This window comes from Pseudarthrobacter sp. J1738 (assembly GCF_050490315.1).
Taxonomy (GTDB): domain Bacteria; phylum Actinomycetota; class Actinomycetes; order Actinomycetales; family Micrococcaceae; genus JBNPEO01.
Genome location: NZ_JBNPEO010000002.1, coordinates 290,926 through 316,806 on the forward strand (window position 1 = coordinate 290,926; position 25,881 = coordinate 316,806).

24 protein-coding genes are annotated in these 25,881 nt (G+C 56.2%); 8 read left to right on the plus strand and 16 right to left on the minus strand.

Annotated elements, in window-relative coordinates; all coding sequences use genetic code 11:
• Nucleotides 1-26: 26 nt before the first annotated feature.
• The 4 genes from ACQR35_RS04995 to ACQR35_RS05010 all read right to left on the minus strand — a co-directional run bounded on the left by ACQR35_RS04995 (nt 27) and on the right by ACQR35_RS05010 (nt 1,771).
• Entirely contained in the window at nt 27-515 is a 489-nt protein-coding gene (locus tag ACQR35_RS04995) for a peptidoglycan-binding domain-containing protein (protein WP_430269385.1), read from the minus strand.
• A 276-nt stretch (nt 516-791) separates the two neighbouring features.
• Complete coding sequence (locus tag ACQR35_RS05000) at nt 792-1,133, minus strand: ribonuclease E inhibitor RraB (protein ID WP_430268150.1); 342 nt, start codon at nt 1,131-1,133, stop codon at nt 792-794.
• A 122-nt stretch (nt 1,134-1,255) separates the two neighbouring features.
• Nucleotides 1,256-1,510 (minus strand): Txe/YoeB family addiction module toxin, encoded by a 255-nt coding sequence (locus ACQR35_RS05005; RefSeq protein ID WP_430269386.1) that lies wholly within the window; start codon nt 1,508-1,510, stop codon nt 1,256-1,258.
• The gene (locus ACQR35_RS05010; protein WP_430268148.1) at nt 1,511-1,771 is read right to left on the minus strand and encodes a type II toxin-antitoxin system Phd/YefM family antitoxin; all 261 of its coding nucleotides are present in this window, start codon (nt 1,769-1,771) and stop codon (nt 1,511-1,513) included.
• Between the two features lie 117 nt (nt 1,772-1,888).
• Here ACQR35_RS05010 and ACQR35_RS05015 point away from each other — a divergent pair, with 117 nt between their 5' ends.
• Nucleotides 1,889-2,476, plus strand: a complete 588-nt coding sequence (locus ACQR35_RS05015) for an Abi family protein (protein ID WP_430269387.1) — start codon at nt 1,889-1,891, stop codon at nt 2,474-2,476.
• Nucleotides 2,477-2,755: 279 nt separating this feature from the next.
• Here the strand turns inward: ACQR35_RS05015 and mutM are convergent, their stop codons facing one another.
• The 5 genes from mutM to coaD form a co-directional block, all read right to left on the minus strand.
• Nucleotides 2,756-3,754: a bifunctional DNA-formamidopyrimidine glycosylase/DNA-(apurinic or apyrimidinic site) lyase gene (mutM, locus tag ACQR35_RS05020; protein ID WP_430269388.1), complete on the minus strand. Its 999-nt coding sequence runs from the start codon at nt 3,752-3,754 to the stop codon at nt 2,756-2,758.
• Between the two features lie 8 nt (nt 3,755-3,762).
• Nucleotides 3,763-4,500, minus strand: a complete 738-nt coding sequence (gene rnc, locus ACQR35_RS05025) for a ribonuclease III (RefSeq protein WP_430269389.1) — start codon at nt 4,498-4,500, stop codon at nt 3,763-3,765.
• 18 nt (nt 4,501-4,518) lie between these two features.
• Nucleotides 4,519-4,722: a 50S ribosomal protein L32 gene (gene rpmF, locus ACQR35_RS05030; protein ID WP_430269390.1), complete on the minus strand. Its 204-nt coding sequence runs from the start codon at nt 4,720-4,722 to the stop codon at nt 4,519-4,521.
• 33 nt (nt 4,723-4,755) lie between these two features.
• Nucleotides 4,756-5,283, minus strand: coding sequence for a YceD family protein (locus ACQR35_RS05035; protein ID WP_430268235.1), 528 nt, complete (start codon nt 5,281-5,283; stop codon nt 4,756-4,758).
• 150 nt (nt 5,284-5,433) lie between these two features.
• On the minus strand, nt 5,434-5,919 hold the full coding sequence (gene coaD, locus ACQR35_RS05040) for a pantetheine-phosphate adenylyltransferase (protein ID WP_430268143.1): 486 nt from the start codon (nt 5,917-5,919) through the stop codon (nt 5,434-5,436).
• 125 nt (nt 5,920-6,044) lie between these two features.
• On the opposite strand from coaD, the gene ACQR35_RS05045 reads away from it, so the two are divergent.
• Both ACQR35_RS05045 and ACQR35_RS05050 read left to right on the plus strand, forming a co-directional pair.
• The gene (locus ACQR35_RS05045; RefSeq protein ID WP_430269493.1) at nt 6,045-7,322 is read left to right on the plus strand and encodes an aminotransferase class I/II-fold pyridoxal phosphate-dependent enzyme; all 1,278 of its coding nucleotides are present in this window, start codon (nt 6,045-6,047) and stop codon (nt 7,320-7,322) included.
• Nucleotides 7,319-8,098: a spermidine synthase gene (locus tag ACQR35_RS05050; protein WP_430268142.1), complete on the plus strand. Its 780-nt coding sequence runs from the start codon at nt 7,319-7,321 to the stop codon at nt 8,096-8,098. Before ACQR35_RS05045 ends, ACQR35_RS05050 begins: the two co-directional genes overlap by 4 nt.
• 17 nt (nt 8,099-8,115) lie before the next feature.
• Here ACQR35_RS05050 and rsmD read toward each other — a convergent pair whose 3' ends face one another.
• The 4 genes from rsmD to thiL are packed head-to-tail and all read right to left on the minus strand — an operon-like array spanning nt 8,116 to nt 13,146.
• Nucleotides 8,116-8,694: a 16S rRNA (guanine(966)-N(2))-methyltransferase RsmD gene (gene rsmD, locus ACQR35_RS05055; RefSeq protein WP_430268141.1), complete on the minus strand. Its 579-nt coding sequence runs from the start codon at nt 8,692-8,694 to the stop codon at nt 8,116-8,118.
• Nucleotides 8,695-8,742: 48 nt separating this feature from the next.
• A complete protein-coding gene (locus ACQR35_RS05060; RefSeq protein WP_430269391.1) occupies nt 8,743-11,076 on the minus strand; it encodes an ATP-dependent DNA helicase RecG in 2,334 nt (777 codons plus the stop codon).
• Complete coding sequence (locus ACQR35_RS05065) at nt 11,073-12,044, minus strand: DAK2 domain-containing protein (protein ID WP_430269494.1); 972 nt, start codon at nt 12,042-12,044, stop codon at nt 11,073-11,075. Before ACQR35_RS05065 ends, ACQR35_RS05060 begins: the two co-directional genes overlap by 4 nt.
• Nucleotides 12,045-12,066: 22 nt before the next feature.
• A complete protein-coding gene (thiL, locus tag ACQR35_RS05070; protein WP_430269392.1) occupies nt 12,067-13,146 on the minus strand; it encodes a thiamine-phosphate kinase in 1,080 nt (359 codons plus the stop codon).
• A 33-nt stretch (nt 13,147-13,179) separates the two neighbouring features.
• On the opposite strand from thiL, the gene ACQR35_RS05075 reads away from it, so the two are divergent.
• Both ACQR35_RS05075 and wecB read left to right on the plus strand, forming a co-directional pair.
• Nucleotides 13,180-13,749, plus strand: a complete 570-nt coding sequence (locus tag ACQR35_RS05075) for a YdcF family protein (RefSeq protein WP_430269393.1) — start codon at nt 13,180-13,182, stop codon at nt 13,747-13,749.
• Nucleotides 13,750-14,226: 477 nt separating this feature from the next.
• Entirely contained in the window at nt 14,227-15,372 is a 1,146-nt protein-coding gene (wecB, locus tag ACQR35_RS05080; protein ID WP_430269394.1) for a non-hydrolyzing UDP-N-acetylglucosamine 2-epimerase, read from the plus strand.
• Nucleotides 15,373-15,451: 79 nt separating this feature from the next.
• Here wecB and ACQR35_RS05085 read toward each other — a convergent pair whose 3' ends face one another.
• A complete protein-coding gene (locus ACQR35_RS05085) occupies nt 15,452-16,141 on the minus strand; it encodes a hypothetical protein (RefSeq protein WP_430269395.1) in 690 nt (229 codons plus the stop codon).
• 382 nt (nt 16,142-16,523) lie between these two features.
• Between ACQR35_RS05085 and ACQR35_RS05090 the strand changes: the two genes are divergently transcribed.
• Complete coding sequence (locus tag ACQR35_RS05090; protein ID WP_430269396.1) at nt 16,524-19,838, plus strand: FkbM family methyltransferase; 3,315 nt, start codon at nt 16,524-16,526, stop codon at nt 19,836-19,838.
• A 102-nt stretch (nt 19,839-19,940) separates the two neighbouring features.
• On the opposite strand, the gene ACQR35_RS05095 is transcribed toward ACQR35_RS05090, so the two are convergent.
• Nucleotides 19,941-21,404 carry a glycosyltransferase gene (locus tag ACQR35_RS05095; RefSeq protein ID WP_430269397.1) on the minus strand — a complete coding sequence of 488 codons (1,464 nt, stop codon included), beginning with the start codon at nt 21,402-21,404 and terminating at the stop codon, nt 19,941-19,943.
• A gap of 11 nt (nt 21,405-21,415) precedes the next feature.
• On the minus strand, nt 21,416-22,735 hold the full coding sequence (locus ACQR35_RS05100; RefSeq protein WP_430269398.1) for a hypothetical protein: 1,320 nt from the start codon (nt 22,733-22,735) through the stop codon (nt 21,416-21,418).
• A 271-nt stretch (nt 22,736-23,006) separates the two neighbouring features.
• Here ACQR35_RS05100 and ACQR35_RS05105 point away from each other — a divergent pair, with 271 nt between their 5' ends.
• Nucleotides 23,007-24,311 (plus strand): hypothetical protein, encoded by a 1,305-nt coding sequence (locus tag ACQR35_RS05105; protein ID WP_430268335.1) that lies wholly within the window; start codon nt 23,007-23,009, stop codon nt 24,309-24,311.
• A gap of 308 nt (nt 24,312-24,619) precedes the next feature.
• Nucleotides 24,620-25,876, plus strand: coding sequence for a nucleotide sugar dehydrogenase (locus ACQR35_RS05110; RefSeq protein ID WP_430268336.1), 1,257 nt, complete (start codon nt 24,620-24,622; stop codon nt 25,874-25,876).
• Nucleotides 25,877-25,881: the final 5 nt, after the last annotated feature.

A 25,881-nucleotide genomic window follows, 5' to 3' on the forward strand; every position in this document is an offset into this window, starting at 1 on the left:
CGATTGTTCAGGAACAGAGGATCCGACTAGTAACGCTTAATCGTGCGGTAGTACGGATACGTAGAGGTAGGAACTTCTACATAGCAACCAGCGTTATAGGCGGCCTGCCAAGCGCCGTTTTTAGTGGCCCCTGAGGATGAGTAGTAGAAGTTGACTTGGCCAGCGTAGAAACACAGCCTGTTCCACGTAGTCTTGCCGACCACTCCGTCCGTCGAGAGGCCAACCCACCCCTGGAAACGGCGGGCTTGCGTATCCGTTGCAGGCCCAAAGCTGTTGTCAACGGTGAGGCCATAGCCGCCATAGGATCGACCGTATTGGTAATTGATCCCATTGAGCATCCGCTGGATGTTGCCGATGCAGCTCGCGTAACCGCCACGCGAATATTGATAAGCGGTACAACCCTGGCCACTTGTGCCCGAGTACGCTTCCGCCGACGAGGCCGGAATAATCATGCCAGCCCCAGCTAGGGAAACCGCTAGGGCTCCGCCGGCGATTAGCCGTTTGATCCTTCCCATGTTGTACTCCTTCGTTTGGATATTCGAAGGGCCCCCGGATGAGCGCCCGCTTTGCGCAGATCGCACCAGGGTGCACAACATAAAAAGACCAATCCCCCAGTTGCATTCGTAACGCACAAAATTCAGAGTAGCTAGAGAATTGCCGCTTGTCAGTAGTTAAACAAAACTTTGGATAAATTCAGTGCGGAAGGCGGTTCTCACATCTTTGGACTACAAAGAATTAGCGAATTCGTGGATTCATCCAAGTCGCGCCACGAGCTGGGCGAAGGCGCAAGGCTACGAAGTAACTACGGGCCCGCCCCACCCCTCGTAGTCGCCGCCAAATTTGTGGAATACGGTAAGCACTTCTTCAGTGAACTTTTCTACGGTTTCTGGGTCCACAGGAGTCACCTTGTGGGCCTCTAAAAGAACATATCCCCGTCCCTCGCTGATGCGAGTTTCGTAGCCCAACGAGGCTAGCTCCAAGCTGGCATCAGTTGCTGACTGCTTTTCCGGAAATTCCCCGCTGTGATCTACCTTCCGGGGCGTGCTGAGCCGGTCAGACATGCTGCGTCGTTGTTGCAGCTGTTGCACTGTAAGCTTCCGCTGTTGAGCGAGTTCTTGGGAAAGTGTTGTCATGGCCCAAAGACTACTGGCCGGTAGGAACCGAGTTGGCGGAAGCGCGCCGTGAGTCCCGACGACTTACCTTAGAAACTGGGCCGGGCGTGGCGGCGATTGCGCCCCACTGCACCAGTGACATATCAGTAGTGGTAACGGGCCTGGAGAATGACCAGATCGTCACCGTCTACCAAGTAGACCAGCCGATGCTCCACGTCGATCCGTCGCGAGCAAGACCCCTGAGCCCCGTATTTCAGCTGCTCGGGCTTACCAATGCCGGCAAACGGTTCTCTCAGGCAGGCATCGATCAGCAGATTAATCCGCTTGAGAATCTTGCGGTCGGCTGTTTGCCAATGCTTGTAGTCGTCCCAAGCGGCTTCGTCCCAGACGAGACGCACCTAGAGCCCCTCGTCTAACCTGTCGAGCTCGTGGATTTCGGTTTTACCCGTGGTTGCGCGCTCGTAAGCGTCCAGAAGACGGCGAGCGTTGGCCGGGGAGCGAAACAGGTAGGCAGTCTCCTGCCATGCCGCATACTCGTCCGCCGGCATAAGAACGGCGTTACCTTTGCGGGAAACGATCTCCACCGCATCATGGTCTGCGTTAATCCGCTCAATCAAAGGAAAGAGGGTCTTACGTGCCTCACTGGCGCTTATGGACATAACGTCATCCCTCCAATTCCTTGACTCGTACCCAATTACGGTACCACTTACCAAATCGGACGATATTCAAAAAACGCTGGCGACCAACGCGGTACTCGCCATTACGACAAGCCTGCCATGGATTTGGACGAGCTGCTTGACCCTCTGATCGACCGGGGACTGATGATCGACGACCGAGATCGTGCCCTTCGTCTCCTAGTCTTAGACGCGCTCGAACGCATCGAGGTCGCCGTGCGCGCAGCCCTGACGGATCACGTGTCAACGACTTACGACGATCCTCACTGGTACTTAGATGCCTCGCACTTTAGGGACCACGGCAGGCAAGCACAGCTCCTCAGGATCGTGAGGGAGACCTGCGATGCGCGCCTTAGTGGAATGCCGGATAGCGGAGAAGACTCGCTGGTCCACCGCTCAGCCCTCGAGCATTACCGCATCACCTACGGCACGCCCGAATTGCCGCCGTCGTGGCTCATGGTTGAGACCCTTACTGTTGGACAGCTGGCCAGCACCTTTCGGAACCTCCGACTCCGAGCCGATCGAACTGCGATTGCCGGTCGAATAGGACTGACGGCTCGTCTGCTCGAGTCGTGGTTGCAAACCTACGTCCGGGTCCGGAACGTATGCGCCCACCACGGGAGGCTGTGGAATGTAGGACTTGACGGTCTACCCGGCTATCCCGACTTCGAGTTCACTTTCCTGGCTTGAGCGAGAGAACGCGCTGCCCGAAAGTGCGAGGAAAAGGCTCTACCCAGTCCTCGTCTCGCTGCAAACCGTCCTTGGCACCATCTCGCCGCGAAGCTCTTGGGCCAGAATGCTCTACGATCTGATCGGGCAAAGGCCGGCGATGAACCGCCGTGCCATGGGCATTCCGGAAAGTTGGGCCGAGGATCCGTTCTGGCAACGTCACCTCCGCTAGCCGACGGTGACCGCGTTGATTTGCGAGGCGCCGCTTTTCAAAAGCATTCCGTCGGTACCAACCATCGACTAACGTTTCCGCTGGCACATCGGGCAGAAGTGGCTGGACCGATTAGTGAACTTCTCCCGGACAACTGGCGCTCCGCAGCGGTCGCAGGGCTGGCCGGTTCGCCCGTAAACGTTTAGGGAACGGGAGAAGTAACCGGAGGCTCCGTTGACGTTGACATACAACGAATCAAAGCTGGTCCCGCCGGCGTCGAGTGCTTCCGTCATCACTTCACGGGCGGCCTCAACAATAGTCTTTGCCGACTTTTTGGTCAGAGAATCTGAGGCGCGCGCATAGTGCATTTTGGCTCGCCACAGCGCCTCGTCAGCATAGATATTGCCAATTCCGGAGATCAGTTCCTGATCCAACAGGGCGCGTTTGATGGCGGTTCGTTTTGATTTGAGTCGGTGGAAGAACAACTCGAAGTCGAATTCTGGATCCAGCGGGTCACGGGCAATGTGCGCCGCCTGCTCGGGGATCAGATGTGTGAGGAGTTCGACGCCGTCACTCACCTCTGGTAACAAAGGCGCGGCTTCGGTCTGCCAACGGCCACCGGCACCACCATCGGCCGTGGCAACGAGCGGCGAGAGCGCAAGGCCACCGAAGATTCGTTGATCCACAAAGCGCAACTCCCCCGGCATTCCCGGCCGCGGGCTGAGGTTCAGCCGAACCTTAAGATGCTTTTCGTCCGCAGCCTCGGAGTCCTCCACAAGCAACTGCCCGCTCATTCCAAGGTGCGCCACAAGCGCGAGGCCAGAAGGCGCTGGAGCAACGGCGGCCGCGGCAGGCGCCGTCGTACTTTCACCTATAGCCAAAGACGGAAAACTCAGCGGCATCCATAGAAACTTGCCGCGACGAACGGCGGCGGTAACAACGGCACCGGAAAGTTGGGCAGAAAAGTCGCCCAAGAGATGCCGGCGAAGTGATCGTGGGTCCAGGACGTCCACGTTTTCCACGGTTCGTCCCACAACCCAGCGTTGGAGTCCGCGGCGAACTACTTCGACTTCGGGAAGTTCAGGCACTTAGGTACTTAGGAGTTGGTCCCAGAAACGGAAACCGAACCAGCTGGCGTGACACCGTCAACGGCGGCCGGGGCCAGCGTTTTCCAGGTGTCTGCAGCGGCTTCCTGTTCGGCTTCCTTTTTGGAATTGCCGGAACCTTTGCCGTATTCGTTTCCGCCAATGAGCAGCACTGCCTCAAAGGTGCGGGCGTGGTCTGGGCCGGAGCCGGTGACCTCGTAGTGAATGGTGCCCATTTGGCGGGCTGCGGCGAGTTCCTGGATGTTTGTTTTCCAGTCAGTGCCGGCGCCAAGGGCTGCAGCATCCTTGAGCAGAGGGCCAATGAGGCGCATCACCAATTGGCGCGCTACTTCAATGCCGTTGCTCAGGTAGGTCGCACCGATCAGCGCTTCCATGGTGTCCGCCAGGATGGAGGACTTGTTTTTCCCGTTGGTCAGCTTTTCGCCTTGACCAAGAAGAATAAAACTACCCACGTCTAGGCTGCGCGCTATCCCGGCAAGAGCTCGCGTACTGACTACGGCTGAGCGGCGTTTAGCCAGCTCACCTTCGGGCAGTTCTGGGTTGTCCCGGAACAGCGCGTCGGTTACGGAGTAGCCCAAAATGGAGTCGCCTAGAAATTCCAGACGCTCATTGGTGGGCATGCCGCCGTTTTCATAGGCATACGAACGGTGTGTCAGAGCAAGACGAAGCGTCCCGGCGTCAATAGTGACACCGAGACGCTCCAGAAGCTCTTCAGTTGAAGACGTCATGATCAGCCTAGTGGCAGATTAGACGTCAGCTACCTTGCGGCCCTTGTATTCAAGGAACAGCGCGGTGCCTGCAGCGTCAGTTACGACCTTTGCCTGGTGCGGCAGGCTGTAGGACACGCGGCCGTTTTCGACGGTCTTTACCAGGTTGGGGGCAGTTGCCTTCCACTGGGACCGGCGGGCGCGGGTATTTGCGCGGGACATTTTCCGCTTGGGAACAGCCACGGCTAACTCTTTTCTCTCTTAGTCCAACACTTATCAGTCAGTTTTGCCGGTTTTGCCTTGCAGATCTGCGAGGGCAGCCCAGCGAGGATCTAGCACCTCGTGGTGGTGCCCCGGATCATCCTGCAGGCGCGCTCCGCATTCGGAGCACAGACCCTGACAGTCTTCCCGGCACACCGGCTGGAACGGCAGGGTGGTTACCACTGCGTCCCGCAACACCGGTTCAAGATCGATTGAATCGTGCTCGACTCGACGTTGCTCTTCATCTTCATCCTCAGACAAGGACGCATTGTCCTCGTAAAAGAAAAGTTCTTGCACATTGACCTGTTGGTCATACGCAAGGGGATCCAGGCAGCGGCCGCATTCGCCAACAATCTCGACGTCTACGGTTCCCGATACCAAAATTCCTTCGTGTACGGCCTCCAGTCTCAAGTCCAACTCGATATCCGAGCCTTCTTTGACACCAATGAGTGCCACACCAAGATCACTTGGTGCGGGTACATGCTCCGTCAGTGTTCGCATAGTGCCCGGACTGCGTCCGAGGTCCTTGACATCGATAGTCAGGGGCGAACTGAGATCACGCTTAATGGGAACTCCTGGTTGAACATATGACCGACGTACCATCTTAGCCTGAAGTCATTGGTGGACTCAAACCGGGTGGTCCGGACAAGCCGGGCCGCAAGATGGCACCGAAACAGTCTACCCGTGGTGGGACTACTTAGGTGCAGACTCGCCAGCGCTGAGCCGTTTGAGCACTGCTCGCGGTATGAATTCGGACACATCCCCGCCGAGTGCGTGCACTTCTTTGATCAGAGTTGAGGACAAATGAAGATAGTGCCCCTCGGCCGGAATAAACACCGTTTCCACTCCGGAGAGCTTTCGGTTCATGGTTGCCATGGGCAGTTCGTAGTCAAAGTCGCCGGAGGAGCGCAGGCCCTTAACGATTGCTGTTGCCCCGCGGCGGCGGCAATATTCGGCAAGGAGCCCCTCACCCATGGGTTCCACCACCACTCCGCGGAGTGCCGAGAGCGTCTCGCGAGCCATGTCCAGCCGGTCTTGAAGGTCAAAGCGATACTTCTTGGCAGGGTTAGTGGACACTGCAACGATCACTTCGTCGAACAAACTTGTGGCACGTGCAATGACTTCAAGGTGTCCATTGTGGATGGGGTCGAAGGACCCGGGGCATACTGCGCGGCGCATAGTGAGAACCTACCCCATTCCGGGGCCGGGATACCATGGCAGCAGACTGGGCGATTAAGGGCTGAGCGATCATGGGCTGGGCGATCAAGGGCCCGGCAACCAAAGAATGGGAAACGGTGGGCAAGATGATGGACGAAGGTTCCGGGGCTATGCAACCGTGGCAGCGCACTGCAATGGGTGCAAACCTTCTCTCCTTTGACGGAGGTTCTCCCACCGGTAGCTTGGGAGTCACTATTTTTGAAGAGATGACCTCTCTTGCCACTGCTACCGGTGCTATCAACTTAGGTCAGGGTTTCCCGGACGAGGATGGTCCGGAAGTGATCAAAGATGCGGCTCGTTTGGCCATCAGCAACGGTGCTAATCAGTATGCGCCCGGCAAGGGCTTTATCAACTTGCGTAGCGCCATTTCCCGGCACCAGCAACGCTTTTACGGGCTAATTCCGGACCCGGAAACGGAAATCATTGTTACCACCGGCGCCACCGAAGCCATTGCGGCGAGCATCCTGGCTTTGGTCTCCCCCGGCGATGAAGTTATTACTTTTGAGCCTTTTTATGATTCTTACGGCGCCATGATTGCTCTGGCCGGCGGCAAGCACGTTACGGTCCAGCTGAAAGCGCCGGAGTTCCAACCAGACTTGGATGAGCTGACCGAAGCTTTCTCAGACCGCACCAAAGTGGTTCTGCTGAACAATCCGCACAACCCCACGGGCGCGGTTTTTGGCGCGAATATTTTGGAGCGTTTGGTTCAGTTAGCCCACCAGTACGACGCCGTGATCATCAGTGACGAGGTTTATGAGCACCTTGTGTTTGGGGCTGAGACAGTTGTGCCAGCCCATGTGCCCATCGCTACGGTGCCGGGAGCGGCGGAGCGGACGCTGACGATTTCTTCAGCTGGCAAGACTTTTTCTTTGACCGGCTGGAAGGTTGGTTGGCTCATGGGCCCGGCAGATTTGGTTGCCGCGGTGCGCACTGTCAAACAATTTATGTCTTACAGTTCAGGTCCCCCGTTCCAGAACGCTATTGCTCAGGCCCTAGAACTTCCGGATTCGTATTACACCTCGGTGGCAGCCACACTCAAAGGCAAACGGGACCTGCTGATTACCGGGCTCAAGGCAGCTGGGTTGGCTCCATACACTCCGGCTGGCACTTATTTTGTCAATGCTGACGTCACGCCTTTGGGTGTCACAGATGCAACAGCGCTGGCCCGCGCCTTGCCTGAGCTGATTGGTGTTGCGGCCATACCGGTAGGTGTCTTCTGCACCCCTGAGGGTGCCAAGAACTATCAGAGCCTCTTGCGCTTTGCCTTCTGCAAACGGGAAGAAGTCATTACCCAAGCCGTTGATCGCCTCGCGGGACTCGGTTCAGCGATCAGCACCTCAGGTCTACTTGGAAGCCTCAAGTGACAGCTCGGCGCTTTCTGCGAGGAATTGGACTGCACGCGAGCATCGAAGAGGACGGCTTCACTCCCGGTGCGTATGTGATGAGCATTGGGGATGCCGAACAGTCACATGTGAACATGGGCCACCCTGAAGAGATCTTCTACGAGTACTTGCGCCGAATGGGCAATGTGGTTGACCTTCTGGCACCTGCTGGCCAGCCGATCCGCGCCCTGCATTTGGGAGCCGGAGCATTGACGTTGGCGCGCTACATTCAAGCTACCCGGCCCGGATCTATCCAAGTTGCCGTGGAGTTGGAACGCGAGCTTTTGGACTTTGTTCTGGACGCTCTCCCCTTGCCCGCGGGAACTAAACTCACCACCCGAGTAGGTGACGCACGGGCCGAGCTCGCTGAGCTTGCCGCAGCGGAGAACGCAGAACTTTTTGACTGTATTGTGCTGGACATTTTTTCCGGCCCTGAGGCTCCGGAACATATTGCGTGCACGGAGTTTTACCAAGAGGCTGCAGCGATGCTGGCTCCCGGTGGTGTGCTGTTAGTCAACGTTGGCGACGAACCTGGATTAACTCTGGTGAGGAGCCAGGTTGCAGCAATGCGTAGGGCCATCACTGATGTTGCGGCTACCGCGGAGTCAGGAATGTTCGCCGGACGCTACCCAGGCAACATCATCTTGCTAGGGACCACCACAGCTTTCCCACCGGAGTGGAGCCCCGCACTGGTGGCTGCAGGTCCACACCCGGCAAGAGTGCTGACCGGGGTGGATCTGGACCCCATCAGCGACTAGTAGCTGCTTACGTGGGGCTAGTCGGTAGGCGTGGGCTCGGCGAACCACAACACTGTCTCGCCATACTTCTTCTCCGAGAACCTCTCGAGCCCCTCGGGCCAGATGGGTTCGGGTGAGCGCGAGGAGCGTTCCAGCACCAGCACTCCGCCTTGGTCTAGGTGCGGGGCCAATTTGGCAAGGACAGCGGCTAAGGGTTCCTCTTCTAGCGGGTAGGGAGGGTCCATCATCACCAGATCCCAGTGTGGCCCGTGTTCGGGGACCCGGTCCAAAAATGATTCGACCTTGGAACGGTGCACTGTAACGACTTTTTTGCCTATAGCGTCGTTGACCATGGTTGCGTTGCGCTGGCATACAGCTGAGGCTTTGTCATTGAATTCAACAAGTTCCACCACAGCAGCTCCACGGCTGGCACTCTCAAGTCCTAGGGCGCCGGAACCTGCGTAAAGGTCTAGGACCCGGGCGCCGGCGATAATGTCAAAGGCATCAAGGCGCGAAAAAAGGGCCTCTTTGACCCGGTCTGTGGTGGGCCTTGTGGCTGATCCGGGCACGCTGGTCAACGGCGATCCACCAGCTGCGCCGGCAATAATCCGGCTCACGCGGCACTCACTGCAAAGACAGTAGTTCCAGCGAGTATCACCATGCGTTTAGCCTCGCTCAAGGAAGGCCTCCTTTTCCGGGTTCAAATAATTTTCAATCGCTCGGGCCAGATTGGTGTGCCGCTCCAGCGAAGGATCGTCAGCAACAATACTTTGTGCCTGTTCACGTGCTCGCTCAATAATGTTGCCGTGCTCCAGGACTCGCAAAAACCGCAGTGTGGAGCGTCCGCCAGACTGGCTTGCACCAAGAATGTCGCCCTCACGCCGGAGTTTCAGGTCCTCGTGTGAGAGCTGGAACCCATCGGTGGTGGAAGCGACTGCGTCAAGCCGTTGCCGGCTGGGGTGCCCTGGTTCGAGTGAAGTCACCAGCAGGCACGTGCCCGGCAGCCCGCCACGTCCCACACGGCCACGGAGCTGATGCAATTGGGAGATGCCAAAGCGGTCGGCATCCAGAATGATCATCAGGGTGGCGTTGTGCACGTCAACGCCCACCTCAATCACCGTGGTGGAAACCAACAACTTGACCTGATTCGCTGCGAACGCAGCCATGGTGGACTGCTTATCTTCGGGCGCTAACCGTCCGTGAAGTGGAGCCATCGGCACTTCTGCGAGCGCGGGGTTCTCAGTCAAGTGTTCGACGACGGCACTCACCGAGGCGAGCTGGCGCCCGCCGTCGTTCTCGCCGTCCGGTTCGGTAGCGGAGGGCGAGAATTCGCCCGGTGTGAAGTCGCCGTCGTCGTTGTCACCGATCTTGGGGCACACCACATAGACCTGGTGCCCAGCGTCGATTTCTTCGCGTGAACGCTGCCATAAGCGTTGGGCCCAGTTGGGGTTTTCTGCCAGTCCCACCACGTGGGTAGTGATGGGCGCGCGTCCCGCGGGCAGCTCATCAAGGATCGAGGTCTCCAAATCACCGAACACTGTCATGGCTACCGTGCGCGGGATGGGGGTAGCTGTCATCACCAGCAAGTGCGGCGGTTTGTGGGCTTTGGCACGGAGAGCGTCGCGCTGTTCAACACCAAAGCGGTGCTGCTCATCCACCACAATCAGTCCGAGGTCAAAAAAGACCACGTTCTCGCTCAAGAGCGCGTGAGTGCCGATGATAATTCCCGCAGTCCCGGAGGCAGCGTCAAGGAGGGATTGCTTCCGGGCCGCGGTGGGCATGGAGCCTGTCAACAGCGCCAGCTGCACGGTGGGTGTGCTGCTGAGCCCGCCAAAAAGTCCGTCCGCCGCGAGTGCGCCCAGGGTGCGGCGGATTGAGTCGAAGTGCTGCGCGGCAAGAACTTCGGTGGGCGCGAGTAGTACGGCTTGTCCCCCGGCATCCACTACTTGAAGCATGGCCAAAAGCGCCACAATTGTTTTACCCGAGCCCACTTCGCCTTGAAGGAGCCGGTTCATGGGGTGGGCGCGTTCCAATTCGTGCGCCAGTGTGGCCGCAATGGACTCTTGGCCAGCGGTGAGCGTAAACGGCAAATTCGCTGTGAACGTCTCTAACAATCCACCGCCAATGGCTTTACGGCTGGTGGCCTCTTGAGCTGCCACTTCAGCCCGGCGCCGGGCCAACGCGGTTTGCAGGACCACTGCTTCTTGGTAACGAAAACGCGCCTGCGCACGGGCCCAGTCAGCGGGTTCACTGGGTGTGTGAATGAGCCGATACGCCTGAGCCAAGGGCAACACTTTGTGCTGGTTTCCTTGGTGGTTTGTGGATCCGGAGCTCTCTGCCGCTAGGCCGGCTAGTGGATCCGGAATCGCGTCCAAGTCCATCACTTCAAGGAGGGCCACCATCAGTTTTTGGATGGCCCAGGACGTGAGCTTAGCGGTGGCCGGGTAGATCGGGATGGGCTGCTTGGCTAAGGCTTCGGCGTCCAGTATTGAATTTGAAACTGTTGAATTTGAAGCTGTTGAATTTGAATCGCCTGTCCCGTGCCCGGGTGACTCTTCAATCACTAAAAAGTCAGGATTTGTCAGGCTCAGCGAATTGGCATAGCGAGTCACTTTGCCGGAAAACATGGCCAAGGTGCCGGGCACAAGCTCATTGCGCGCACGGAAGCCGTTGAAAAAACTGACCTTGAGCGTCGGGGTTGCTTGAGCTACCAGTTGGAGTCCGGAGCCTTGATCATCCGCAATGATCACGTCCGTCAGAGTTCCCTTACGGGCTCGCATGTGACGAGTATTGCTGGAGATCACCCGTGCAATGAGGGTGACGTCTTCATCCAGAGGGACTTCGGCGATGGGGGTGAGTTCACCACGGTTGAGATAGCGGCGTGGAAAGTGGTGCAGTAGTTCACCAGCGGTGGTGTAGCCAAGATGTTTTTCCACCATGGTGGCGGCGCGTTTGCCCAGCACCCGGTCAAGGCTTAGCGAGGTGGGATCCCCGCTCATACCGAAGAGTCTCCACCCGCGTGGCCTGAATCCGAGTCAGCGCCGGCCAATTGTGTCAGTGTCACGTTAGCCGGTGTCCCAAGTGAGTTGATCAGGGCCAGCGCCGGGCCGGGATCCGCAACGTGGACATGTACCCGCCAGCGATAGTTGTCGGTTTGGGCATCAGATTCGCCCACGGGCGACATAATTACCGAGTCGCCCATCTCATCCAGGCGCAAGCGCAGCGTTGCGGCGTCCAACGGCGAAAGGTCGATGGTGCACATAACTTCAGTGCCGTCGTCGTCCGGCATTTGGTTGTGAATGTGCGGGTAGTCGGTGTTGTACCCATGGAGGTTTTCTAGGAGATCATCTTGCAAGCCAACGCCAAGGATGGTGGAGCGTAGCGCGTCCAGGATCAGGAGCATCCCCACTCCCCCGGCGTCAACGATTTTGGCCGCATTCAGGGCTTCGAGCTCGTTTTCGGTTTGAACCACCGCCGTCAGGGCGGCGTCCACGGCGGCGTCCAAAGCAATACTGAGGGCGTGGTTGCTGTCGTCACCATTTTGCGCGGCATCCGCGTCAGCTGCGGCGCTCGCGGCAGCTTCGAGCACGGAGAGCATGGTTCCGGGCACTGGATCGCTGAGCGCTGACCAGGCTCGGATTTGTGCACGGTTCAGTGCGGTGGCCAATACTGAAGCGCTGAGCCGGATGTGTCCATGCAGCGGTTCGGCGAAGGCACCGAGAAATACTGAGAACAAGGTTCCGGAGTTGCCGCGTGCGTTTTCCATGGCGGCCCGGCCGGCCCGGTTGATGAGGACACCGAGGTCAGTGGTTTCGGGGCATTCTTGAATGCCTTGGGCCGCGGCTCGAACCGTTTGGTAGAGGTTGGTGCCGGTGTCCCCGTCAGCTACCGGGAAAATGTTGATGGCGTTGAGCCTGTCGCTGTGGTTGCCCAAGGTGACTTCGGCTTTGCTCAACCACCGCTTCATCGCTTGCGCGTTGGCGGTAATTTTATTCTGCAAAGTGATCCCATCCTGCACTGGAAATTCCCGGGCTGCCGTTTGCTGTCCCGGGAAGTACAACTCGGGCTGTGTCCCCCGGCGCAACGGCCACAATTGAGCCTATCGCAGCGAAGCCCTCTGGCAGCGGAACTTCGGGACCGAACGTGGCTAGAAGTCCGTGGTCCTCCCCGCCGCGCAGGATCCATTCCATGGGGTCCACACCCAACAATTGCCCGGCGGCCTCCAGTGGGGCACGGCGAGAATTGAGCGCAGCGGCGTCTAAGTGGACCGCGACGCCACTCGCTTTCGCGAGCCGGCCACCATCGCGTAGAAGAGAGTCAGAAATGTCCATCATGGCGGTGGCCCCTGATGCGGCAGCCATGGGCCCTGCGGCGAGGGGAGGTTCGGGGCGGCACTGGAGACGGATGAGGTTTTGGAACTCGGATGCGGCTTGGCTCCGGCGCTGTTCTTGAGCGTGGTCTGCTGCTGTTGTCAACGGTGGTGCTGACTCAAGTAGCGCCAGTCCGGCAGCGGCGTGTCCCAGACGGCCTGCTACTGCCAGCACATCGCCCGCTTTTGCTCCGGAACGGAGCACTGGTGTGGCACCTGCGAGGTCTCCGGTAACGGCGGCTGTGATGGAGAGTTCCGTTCCGGCACCAAGATCTCCTCCCACCACTGAGCAGCGGGTGGCGCCCAAGGTAAAGAGTGCGTCACTGAGCCCCTCGGCGAGAGCTTCCACCCACACCACCGGGGTGTGTGGTGGAAGGGTGAGGCTAACAACTAAGGCCGTGGGGACTGCACCCATCGCGTTAATATCGCTGAGGTTTTGAGCGGCCGCTTTCCATCCGACGTCGTACCCGGTGGTTTGGTAACCGTTGGGCCAGAGAAGCCGAAAGTCTTGGTCTTGGGTTTGGGTGTCCACGCTGATGACTAGCCGCCCGTCTGGGGCGCTGATGATGGCGGCGTCGTCGCCCGGTCCCAGCAGCGGAGCGGCCGTGGAATCGATAGCACGGTTGTGCAGTCGCGGGAAGATCCGTTCGAGCAATTGCCCTTCGGAAAGATCGGAGACGAGGAGTTCTTGGGTGGCCACGGTTCTACGCTACCGCCAGCATAGGATGGCATGGTGGCTCGGGCATGGGAAAGAACGCTTCTGCGTGTGGGGATTGCCGTGCTCCTGTGCACATTCTTGTGGCTATTTGTTGCTGCCCGGCTTTTTGTGTTTGTGCCACAAGGTCATCCCGGGAAAGTGGACGCGGTAATTGTCCTCGGCGGCCGTAGCGATGAGCGTTTGCCGGCGGGGATGAAGCTCCAAGAGTCCACTGGGGCACCCATGCTGGTGCTCTCCAAAACAGGGCTGCTGGGAAACGTGGAAGCGGACATGCTGTGTGATACGCGCAGTAATCCCAGTTCCTCGTTTGAGTGCTTCACTGCCGTTCCGCTGAACACTCGCGGTGAGGCAGAAGCCATTTCTGAGTTGGTACGGGTGCATGGTTGGAAGCACATTGCGGTGGTGACCTCGAAGTATCACGTGACTCGTTCTGGGGAGTTGCTCCGCCAATGCACAGTGGCTGACGTGACAATGGTTTACAGCGAACCTTCCTTAGGTGTGTTGGGCTGGGCCTGGCGGTTGGTGGTTGAAAGTGCCGGGACCGTTGATGTGATGATGCGCCCGGAGTGTGATTCCCCGCGCTAAGTAGGTAAGAATTAGCTGAGCTTTGTTTGTTGACTAGAGATTTAGGTGGTGAGGCGCTAGTGGAGCAGGACCCTTCTCAGGCATGGCTGGCGCCCCGGCATCTTAGGGCTGGCCGTGGGATTGTTGACTCGAGCATGTTTGCACCGCACGGGACCGTGGCCGGCCACGCCACGTCAGCTAGGAGGTCCAAAGTGATAAACGTCCGTAGCGACAAGTCAAAGCACGAAAGGGGCAAAGCCGTCAAGATTCAGGCCCGGACAATGCGTGTTCGACCAGCAGCCACCCCATTGACTGATTCTGTTAACGCTCGCGAAATAGCACACCGGCGGAAGCGTCGAGTGGCGCTTCTAATAAGTAGTCTCGTAATCGCCAGCATTCCACTGTTGGGATTCGCCCTTTACGTGTCGCTGCAGTGACCATCTCGCCCCCTGTGGCGCATAAGATTGCTCAACGTTCATAAACGCACATGGGGTAACAATGCCAAAGATCATGCCAATATTCGGTACTCGTCCCGAAGCCATCAAAATGGCTCCGATTATTAGCGCTTTCCAGAAGGACTCGGACTTTGAATGTGTAGTCACAGTTACTGGCCAGCACCGCGAAATGCTAGACCAAGTCAACGACTTGTTCGGCATTGAACCCAACTTCGACCTGAACATCCTCAGCCAGGGCCAGACGCTCTCCGACATCATGACCCGCACCATGACCGGACTGGACACACTTTTTGACCTAGTGCGTCCTGATGCAGTGATTGTTCAAGGTGACACCACCACTTCCACTGCTGCAGCCATTGCCGCCTTCTATCACGGGATCCCGGTGGTCCATGCGGAAGCTGGCCTGCGCAGTGGCGATTTGTTCTCGCCGTTCCCTGAAGAAGGCAACCGCAAACTTACTACCCAAATCGCCAGCCTCCATCTCGCACCCACAAGCGTCAGCAAAGCCAATCTTTTGGCCGAGGGAGTCAACGCTGCTGACGTAGTGGTTACAGGAAATACTGTTATTGATGCGCTCCTAACCACCGTTGGCAAAACGGTCCCGTTCGCGGATCCTCAGTTGGAGGAACTGGCAGCGAGCGGCCGCCGTATCCTGTTGGTAACAACGCACCGCCGCGAGAACCAGGGCGATGCCATGCGCGGTGTAGGCCGCGCTCTGGCCCGCATCGCTGATGCTGAGCCCGACTTGGTAATTGTCCTGCCGGCGCACAAGAACCCTGTAGTTCGTGAAGCTGTTTTGCCGGCTCTTGAAGGCAAAACCAACGTCATTGTCACCGAGCCACTGGCGTACGGTGAGTTTACCCGTATGCTTTCCCTCGCTCACATTGTCCTCACCGATTCCGGTGGAGTCCAAGAAGAAGCACCTAGCCTAGGCAAGCCGGTACTCGTAATGCGCGACAACACTGAACGGCCCGAAGCCGTCGACGCAGGAACTGCAACGCTCATCGGCACCGATGAAGCGCGCATCGTCATTGAAGTCGACCGACTACTCAACGATCAAGCCGCCTATGACGCCATGGCCAACGCAGTAAACCCATACGGCGACGGAAACGCCTCGGCTAGAAGCGTCGCAGCTGTAGCCGCGTTTCTAGGAATAGGCCAACGGATGCCTGACTTCGGAAAACCCTAGCACTGCCCACCAGCGGCGGTAGACTCTCGCGGCGGGCATTTCTGGGGCATCATTGCCGGTTCCGAGCATCGACGCGTGACTATTCTTCCTCAGAATTGATGCTGTCCAACACACTTTGTTTGTGGCTAGGAACTAGGACGCTGAGCGCCTCGCGCATCTCGTCAAGATAAAGATCAAGCTTGACAGCCTGCGAGGTGAAGCTTTCTACCAAGTCAGCCCTATTTCCTAGAAGCTCCTTGCGGTCGCTTCTAACTGCTTCAACAGATTTGTGGACTCGCTCCAATAGCGATTCCATGCCACGGACTGCGGTGAGCGCACCGTTTAGCTGATCATTGGCCTTGATCGCAGCTCGCGCGCGAGCTGCCTCACTGTTCGCCAATGATTCGACGGTCTTGAGTGACGTGGCATTGACTCGGTTCAATTGCTCATTGGACTTGTTGGCTGCCCTAGCCCGGGCAGCCTCACTGTTTGCAACTGCCCCTCCGAGACGGCGAGCAATGTCCTCAACGGATGACAATTGCTTGTTTGCCTTTGCCGCGTAACGTGCTGAGGCTCCTCCGACTTTTCGCAAAGTACGAAGCAGAAGGTAACCAACCCCTACAAGCGTCAAAGTCAAGAACGCGAAAATCACGGACACATATACGGACGGCGTTGACGTTGCAGCCAGAACGCTCACAATCACGATGCTGCTGATGGCCCACGCCGCTAGCCCCAGCTCAATCTTCTTCTTTTTCACAGAGTGCTCCAAATAGCTTGCGAGATCGGACACTTTCCGCGTTGTAAGTGCATCACAGTTTCCGGTGACCGCGTATGGATGAGGAAAGTAAATTCTGCCTTAGATCCTAGCGTCTGCGTTCCCCGGCCGTAGCTAAAAGAATCAGATGCTGTGGCACAAAGGCGCCGAGCATCGAGCTGAACAGCCAGCGAGACAAGTCCCCATACCGATTCGCATATGTCTTGCCTCCAGCGGATCTTATGCCGTCCGGTCGGCGCCATGGCGCAGACGGGACGGCATAAATTACTGAGAAGATTTTTTCCCCAAGAGTGTTGGCAACATAGACTTGACGCAACACGTGCACTTGAATCAATCCCGTCGGGAGCGTCGCTAAAGTGTCATGAGGATATATAGCAGATCAAACAAAAGGTGCTCCATGCTCAGCAACCGGACGATCCAGACCACTACTTTTGAAGTCCGCGGGAAGGCCGTGTCTATATCCGGCGATGCAGAAGAGTACATTTTCAAGCTGGTCCAGAGTCACAAAAGCTTCTACGAAAAGGACCTACTCGACGTATTAGCCACGCTGCCGCTGCGGGACGGTCTGATCGTAGACGTCGGTGCGAATCTCGGAAACCACACGGTTTACTTCGGCACCTTCATGGAAAACTCAATTGTTGCCATCGAACCCGTTGAGTCAAATTTTGAGTTGCTCCTGCGCAATATTCGTGACAATAAACTCCAAGCCCGGGTCCAAGCCGTTAACACAGTTGTTTGGGACCAGCCCGGCCAATTTAGTATGGATAATCCCAATCCGTCGAACGGCGGAACATTCCAAGCGCATCCTGCCATCGCAGGAGCGCCCGCCATATCCGGGCAAACCCTGGACGAAATAATCTCCGATCGTCCGGTGTCGTTGATCAAGATCGACGTCGAAGGTGCTGAAGACAAGGTTCTCGCCGGTGGGATGTCTATCATCCGCAAAGACTTCCCAGTTGTCGTAGCTGAATCCCACTCCCCTGAGGCATACCGCAAAGTGGCTGCGCTACTACTTCCAGAAGGCTACGAAATCGTGGCTCAGGCAGGACGAAGTACGAATTACCTGTGGGTCCACTCAAGATCCTTGAAGTCGGAGTCTGCGCCTCAGCTCCGTCACAGGCTCGAAGTGGACAATCAGAAGTCAGCAACACATCTTCTTCTCTCCGGAATCGATCGAATTTCTCGCAAGTTAACAGCCATGGACGCGGCATTTGCAGCTACAACTGGCGAATCGGGCGACTTATCTAGGGGTACCGCTGGCGAAATTGCTTCCCTTAAATTGGAAGTCGCGAGCCTGCTCGAAGGCCAACTTTCGCGCCTACTCGAACTGAATGCATCTGCAGCCGAACGCCACGATCTCCTTGCAAACACTGGCAAAGCTGCCGCAGAGGATCTAAGTGAACTCAAGGCCCGACTTGATGATGTTGCTGCTCGCATCTCGGATAATGCCACCATCACCGATCAAATTTGCGACACAACGTTGAAAGCCAACAATTTACTCGAGCTTGCTAAGTCCGAAATCAGTGAACATATCTTTGAGCGCTTCGCTGAATTCACTGCCGATGCAAGAACCCAATGGGATTCGCAACGCAACGACCTCCAAGGTGTTGCCTCCTCTGTGGAAGCGTCCAAGAGTGCCGTTGACATCGCGGTGTCAAGCCTCAACGCGCGCGAGGCTACAAAGTCGGAGACGAAACTGAACGATAAGTTGGAACGCTCCCTAGCTGAGCTTGAGCTCGCCTTGGACGAACGTGAAGTTTTCGAAATCGCCGCAATTTCATGGCAACGTGCGTTTTCGAACCTTGCCACGAAATGGGAGAAGGCCAACCCCGGAACCCTGTCTGCGAAAGCCGCGATGGCCTCGGTGCAGGAGGTCATTGCCCGACGCGGAGGCTTTGAAGCCTTAGCAGAACCCACTTCAGGAGTGACGCCTGCCGTTCGGGAACTGGAGGGAAACGGATTTAGACGGACCGAAACCGTGCGTATCGGTATCGCGACTATGCCGGGCCGCGAACCAGGGCTTAGGACAGTCATCAATTCACTCCTCCCACAAGCCGATGAGATTTTTGTATATCTGAATGGCATGGACGAAGTCCCGACGGGCATTGTTCACGACAGCCGTGTCCGCTTCTTTACTGGGCCAGACTATGGCGACCGAGGTAAGTTTCTGTTCGTCGAGGATTTTACTGGGTACTACTTGACTTGCGATGACGATATCGAGTATCCAGACTTTTACGTTGATTACATGATCGATGGCATCGAGCGTTATGGCCGGAAGGCAATTGTCGGTTGGCACGGTTCGATCTTTGGCCCAGATTTCGAAGATTACTACAACAGCAAGTACCGTCAGGTACTCTCCTTCTCCACACTTCGAGGTAAGGACACTCCAGTCCATCTGCTCGGTACAGGCATCGCAGGATTTCACACGAGCACAATGCCCGTACTTTTCGAAGACTTTGAATATCCAAACATGGCCGATGCTTTTCTGGCGAGGAAGGCTCAACAACTCAAAGTTCCAATGGTTGTTCTACGCCATGAGCGCGGGTGGGCAATCCCTATCGACGCAAAAGCTCCATCGATTTCCAACGCTTCGCTTGGGAAAGGGGAGGCTGTTGAGAAATTCGATGTCCGCTCGCACGTGACCAAGGTAGTCAAAGACCATGGGAGGTGGCAATTCAACGTCGCTGACCAAATCGTCGTTCGCGAGCCGTTACAGGTTGCCATCATTGGACGAACGGATCGGGAACGCTGGAAAAAGGGCGGGATCCTCAAGTCATGCCATTTGACGGCATCGATGCTGCGGCAATTCGGTGTTGGTGTAACTCTCGAGGACATCGAAACCGGCGACCCCGAGAACCTCAGCGGGACGGCACCCTCCGTCGTCATGATTTACGTCGGAGATCCTGAACGGCCTGATTTCGTCAAGGTCGAGAGATTGATTGACCTTCATGCGAAAAAGGGGCGCGTGGTAATACTAAATCTTTCGGTGAACGGAAAGACCAGCCGGAATCAACACATCCGGGACCGCTTTTTAGGCTGGGAAAAACTCTACGGAAATCGTGTAGTTCTCATGGTCTTCACTGAGTCGATGGTTGACAATCATGAATTGACGGACATCAAACACCTTATTACGCCGATTCCTAAAACTCTTTCACTGCCATCGCCTCCAGCAGCCGAATTCCATAAATCAGAGGGAATTTTTGTCGGCGACATTGCAAAACTCAGCGACGACGGCCTTATGACCCACCCGGCAAAGGAATGGCTCAGCGCAATCCGGCGAGCAGTACCAGAAGCAACAATCTACGGCGTCCGCCAATACAAACCCCGTTACGATGTACCGCTGGATGTTGACGTCGTATGGCCCTTTTTGCGTGAGGATTTCTCCGAAAAGGTATCGGCCATGCGACTCATGGTTACACCGATCAAGTACGCAACATTCGAAATGGTTCCCGTAGAGGTTGCCGCACTCGGTGTACCAGTGGTTTACCAAGAAATGCCCCAGTCCTTGTCTGAGTATCTGGGCCTTGCTGGCGTTCGGGTCGACACACCGGAAGAACTAGAAGCATGCTTGCCGATTCTGTATCGCGATCCTTTGGTTTGGCGCGGTCAAAGCCGCGCAGGACGGCTCAGAGCCCAAAGCGCTGACTTACAGAGCGCCGCCGGGCAGATGTACATGCGCATCGCTACCCTGGCAAAACGGGCCCGTTTCTGAGCAGTTAGGTTTACACCAAAAATAAAGAGAGCAGGCCAGCCGATAAATCGCAGGGCCTGCTCTCTCTATCTACAAGCCCGAAGCCAATAAGACAGGCACTTGTTAGAGCGATTCGCGACGAGCCGCGGTTACGCCACGGCGAATCTGCGACGATTCAAACATGTCAATCCAACGTTGAATTACTGCTGGCCCGCTGTAGGTCTTCGCCTTTTCCAAAGCCGCTGCCCTCATACGGTCTCTTGAAGCTGAATCCGCTTCGAGGACCCGGAGCATTGCTCGTTCCAGTTCCGCTATATCTCCCGATTCGACCAGATAGCCGTCTTTTCCATGAGAGATCATGGTTCGGGGACCATAGTCAATGTCATATGCGACTACCGGGCAGCCCCGCGACATGGACTCCAGAATGGTCATGCCGAATGCTTCTCGTGTGCTCGTCAGCAATGACAAAGCCGCGCCCGCGCAGGCCTGGGCAGCACCGGCGCTATACCCGTGGAGCACCACAGCGTGTTCGACTCCTAACTCAGCAATCAGTTTGAGCAAGTCGTCACGCGATGGCCCCTCGCCAAATACCTCTAGTGTTGCGCCTGGCCGCTTCTTGAGGACTCCACTGAAAGCCAAAATCGCGTCGCCAACACGTTTAAGCGGTGTCAAAGAGGCAATCAGGATGCAGCGTTCTCCATCTTGGTTCGACTGCTCGAAACTGTCGACCATGCATTCGTGCGGGATCGAAAATTGGTTGGGATTTTGGCCGAAGCGATCCGACCAATGCTCCAGCTGTTGGTCCGTAAGAAACACCAGCCCATCGGACTCTGCGTTATATCGATCAGCAGCAGCCCATCCGGGAACCAAGTGTGTAGTGGGAGTGATCGGGGCAGCCAGCGTTGCGCCGTGGGCAACACGATAATTGTAGACATTGCTACCGCTGATCAAATCAAAGAAGATCTCGTCGCCAGACTGAGACATGTATTGGAAGTCCTGAATGACGAACACCTCATCATCCCCGGAAATCTGTTGCAACCAGAACGCCCATAGATCACGTGTCGATGCCAGCTCGGCGCGAACTTGACCGTCGGAACCTAGGAGTTGAATATCTTGGGCACCCTTCCACATGGAGCGATCCCCGATTACGGTCGCACGCATATAAATCGAACCGTTGTCACGGAAATACTCAACGAAGTGCTTGTCTTCCCCTATCGGCCAACTTCGAGAGCGAATGATCAACTTATAACGAAGAACATCGGCCTCTGATTCTTCGAAATCATCGCCCACAGGTTTCGCATCAATAACCGGTAGGCTATCTAACGCATCGGACTTTAGGTATTCGTGGATGTTTACAAGATCAACTTGATCGTTCATACGTCCGGATTGAACTAATTGCTCTCGAATAAGCGGATAATCCAGATGGTAATCAAATGTCAATATTTGCGCGCTCAGACCGTATTCTACGAATCGCCGAGCTCTCCACAGGACCGACAGCATTCCCCCACGAACCCCTGAACGAAACGCCCCGAAGACTATTACAATCTTCGCGTTGGTGAGACTGGATGGAATTTGGACATCACTCATTTGACAGACCTTTACGATTTGGTGCGCGCCGCGGGGGAAGGAACGGCACGGATCCGTTGTCTGGGCGAATTAATATAGGCGTTGATGCGGGCAATTGAATCTGCACGGGACAGGGGGAAATGCCCTCCCTTTTTGAGATGCCACGCGCTATACGTTTCAACACTGAATTGCGCGTGCGCCCAGTCGTGTTCTTCCATGAGTTCGCTGATTTTGTACAAGAACGCCCCCATTTGCTTCGCCACATGCTGGCTGTCTCGGTTGTTCTGCAGGTAGAGGAAGTCCGGAACGTACTTTTCGCGTCTGAAGCGTTCCACGACGTCAATGCGGTGGCGAAATTCGGGTTCGACGTCTTCGGCCGTTTTGTAGCCGAGTCCGGCGGCGATGGTTGCATCCGATGCGGAGCGGGCAAAGTACTTGGTTAAATCAACTTGGGGAATATCAACAATGGCTCGGGAACCGTGGAGGACAGCAGCCATTTGGAACGATGAATACCCCCCTGCGGATGCTCCGAAAAATGTCACATTTTCCGCCAAGATGCCCTGTTCAGCCATGATCTTGCGAATAATCGAAACCATTTCCTCGATGTAGTCACGTTCCCTAGTTCCTACCCACCATCCGGCCAGTAGCCTTTCGTCGGCATAGATAGAAGGGTCATTCAGGAATAAAGCCGAGGCATCGATCTCACGAGCCCAAGACCACCTATAAAAGTGAGGCAATCCGACAACTTGTCGGTTCAATGCGTCCTGACCGAAGACAACGAGCTTCTTCGAATTTGCCTTAAGCTCGCTAATGAACTCGAACCTGACGCCGCCTTCATTGACCTCGACTACGGTTCGCTTTCCGACGGTGGGGGCGTAATCAGCAATGGACGCGAATTTTTCCGTTTCTGTGGGGAATTCGTCATTCTTGGGATTGTATTTAGACCCGGAAGGCTGATTGCTAACGAGGCGGTGAATATGCCCAGTCACTTTCAGCTTGAACTCGTCATCCGTTTCGGCCGCTACCAGACGGGAAACGATGCTTGGGTGGCCTGTGTCGACATAGTGGCGCAAAAACACCATAAGCTGCGATGCCTCCGGCAGTGCGTCTAAGATCTCAATCAAGTGGTCCACAGTGACAGGAGCTTCGAAAACCGCAAGGCCCAATACGTGAGTTCTGTCCGTCGCGGCAGCCAGCGATCGCGCGTTTTCCAGCGGGATCGCGTTGCGAACGGCAGTCCGATCCGCTAGGAAATGCTCGTATTGAAGGTGCTCTAAGGCGGCATCTATTACGCCCCCCGGAGCGTCCAAATTTTCAATCCAGTCAAACCGCCCTGACACCTCGACCGCCAAAATATGAGTCCGTTCTCCTAAGTTCAAGCACAGGTAAACCGCCTGCGCCTATGTACTTTCATTACTGTCTCATGTTGCCCCTCCAATCCGGTAGCTGCCAGCCGCCTGGCAAAGTTTCCAATGCTGAATCACCCTCGTCTGGCGCGCAAGTCCTGTCTGCAACTAGTTAGTTTTCCCATTCGATCGCAACGCGCTTGCACGAACATGTAGAATGTGGCGACCTCTACTAAAGCCGCTGCGACCGGTGCTGTCCTCCAGGAGACTTAACCATATGTTCGACCAAGATCCGGCTGTCATCGATTGGCTTGTGAATTTAGATGCTCCAGGCGGCACGATTGATTCCTACATTGAATCTATGCAGCTACATCACCGAGATCTGACATCAAACTTCCAGCGGGGCCAGTCTAGGACCGCCAACCTCGAATCATTCATGACCTATTGGCGCTCGACTGGCATTCAAGACCAACGTGTGGTGGCACTGGTATCGGCGCCTAGTGGAGCGCCCAGCATCGATTATGTTGCCCTGAATAAAGCCCTTTCCCCAAACGTTCATGTGCTGGCGTTCGTGCGCAATTATCAAAAGTCTGAGTTTCCTCAAATCTTCGTCCAAGGTTGCACAGTGGATCTACCGAAGGAGTTCGCCCTGAAAATTGGCGGTCATATGTCACGGCTCATCCGGGCCCAACCAGAAGGATCTCCATTCAACCCTCCATCGGTTCCTTTCCCAACCACTCGATATGACTACGTTGGGATTGATTCCTACAGTCCCGTTGTCGATGAAGTGCACACGCTGAGCGTCGATCTCGATGGAGTCAAGTTCGACATGCTTTCAGATTTGCGTTCGAGATCCCGTAAGTTGGTCGTAATTGGCCAGAGCGCACTGACTCGAAGCCAAGTGAATTTGCCGCTGTTCCATCGCTGGAGCTGGACTGCTGACCTCGATGGTTCGGCGCTCGTCCTGAATGATCCCACACTCTATCTTGATGACGCGCTCGATGCAGGTTGGTGGATCGGCACAAGAGAGCGAGATTACGCACGTGAGATGTCGGCAATAGTGGCGAAAACGGCTTCGTCGTTGGGACTCAGCAACGAAGACGTCATTTTCTATGGCGGATCGGCTGGCGGGTTCGCGTCTTTCCATATGGCGGCTTGCCTCCCCGGCTCAAGTGTGATCGCAGATATTCCACAAACAAACCTACGGCTCTACCACGTCCGAAAGGCCGTCGACCACGCGGCCAAGGCCGGCTTGGGATTCGAGTCAATTGAGCACGTAGATGCGGACTACCTGCACCGAATCGACGTCATCGAACGCTTCGTTCACGAGCAGCACGTACCGGATTTCCTGTACCTGCAAAATAATCGAGATCAGAGTCATCTAATGTCTCAGTACGTGCCGTTCGTTACGCGTCTCGCCGAGCTTCAAATGAAGCATTCTTGGGCGCGCAGTCGGAGTCGAATGGAGATCTACAGTGCTTGGAGCAAGATTCGCGGAGGGCACTTTCCCCTGAATCGCCACGACACCATGCAGTACCTAAACAATTGGAAAAAAGAGTTAGTGGGCCCGATTTTCCGCTGAAATCCGACTGCCATGGGCCGAACCATCTATGCAAGATGTAACGCGCCACTTTTTACCTAGTAAATCGCTGACAATCGAGCCCTAAAATTATGCTGTCGATATGAGGCATCGATCGTCAAGACGGTATGATCATCAGACTTGGGGATCGCGCCGTCTTTTGGCACGGCTCACTGACATCCCATCCAAGGGGTCATCGGGGATTGCATTTGTCGGGATCGGTCACAAAACTCCAGCTGGAGAGATCCTCCCGACAAATTCGGTATGAACCGACATTTTCCATTAGGGCAACGTTGAAGAAGGATGAACGGTTGAAAAATCTCGTTGTTATTGGTCAAGGTTACGTCGGATTGCCATTGGCGCAAGGCGCAGTGTCTGCCGGACTAAGCGTGACCGGCCTAGAGCTAAACCAAGCTGTCGTCGACAACCTGAACAATGCCGTGTCGCATGTCGATGACCTCAGCAATTCCGAAATTCAAGCCATGATCGATGGCGGCTACAACGCTTCATCCGACCCATCCGTGATCAAAGATGCAGACGTCGTAGTCATCTGCGTGCCCACGCCGTTGGGTGAAGCAGGAAGCCCCGATTTGCGAGCAGTTACTTCCGCTACCACCACTATTGCGGCACACCTCACAAAGGGAACTCTTGTGGTCCTAGAGTCAACCACTTACCCCGGCACCACCGAGGATCTTTGCCAACCCATCCTTGAAGCTGAAGGCCACAAGATCGATTCTGATTTCTACCTAGCCTTCTCCCCCGAGCGAATCGACCCCGGAAACAAGGTCTACAAGCTTAAAAACACGCCGAAAGTAGTCGGTGGTGTCACCTCAGAATCGACTCGATTGGCCACGGATTTCTACAGCAAGTTCGTTGACACCGTCGTTCCAGTCAAGGGTGCCAAGGAAGCCGAAACGGCGAAGCTCCTCGAAAACACCTATCGTCACATCAATATTGCCCTCGTCAACGAAATGTCTAAGTTCTGCCACGAGCTGGGCATTGATCTCTGGGACGTCATCGACGCCGCCAAAACTAAGCCCTTCGGATTCCAAGCGTTTTACCCGGGCCCGGGCGTAGGGGGCCACTGCATCCCAATCGATCCGAATTACTTGAGCTACCAGGTTCGCAGCGCCCTGGGATACCCGTTCCGCTTCGTGGAACTGGCTGAAGAAATTAACAACTCCATGCCCCGCTATGTCGTGGACCGAGTACAGTCGCTGCTGAACGATACCTTGAAACCCCTTCGCGGCTCCCGCGTCCTTCTCTTGGGCGTTACATACAAGTCAGACATCGCAGATCAGCGCGAATCACCCGCTATGGATGTCGCCGAAGTACTAGCGGCACGCGGAGCAGAAATCTCCTACCACGACCCGAAAGTATCTACGTGGACGGCTGCAGGTCGGACCTACGAGTCGATTAAGGACCTTGGCGATGCCGTTTCGGACGCCGACGTCGTTGTGCTTCTTCAGAACCACACGGCGTACGACGTCGAGGATCTGAGCTCACGCGCAAAGATCTTCTTCGACACTCGCGGCGCGACAAAGTCCGATTCAGCGGACCGTCTTTAGAATTT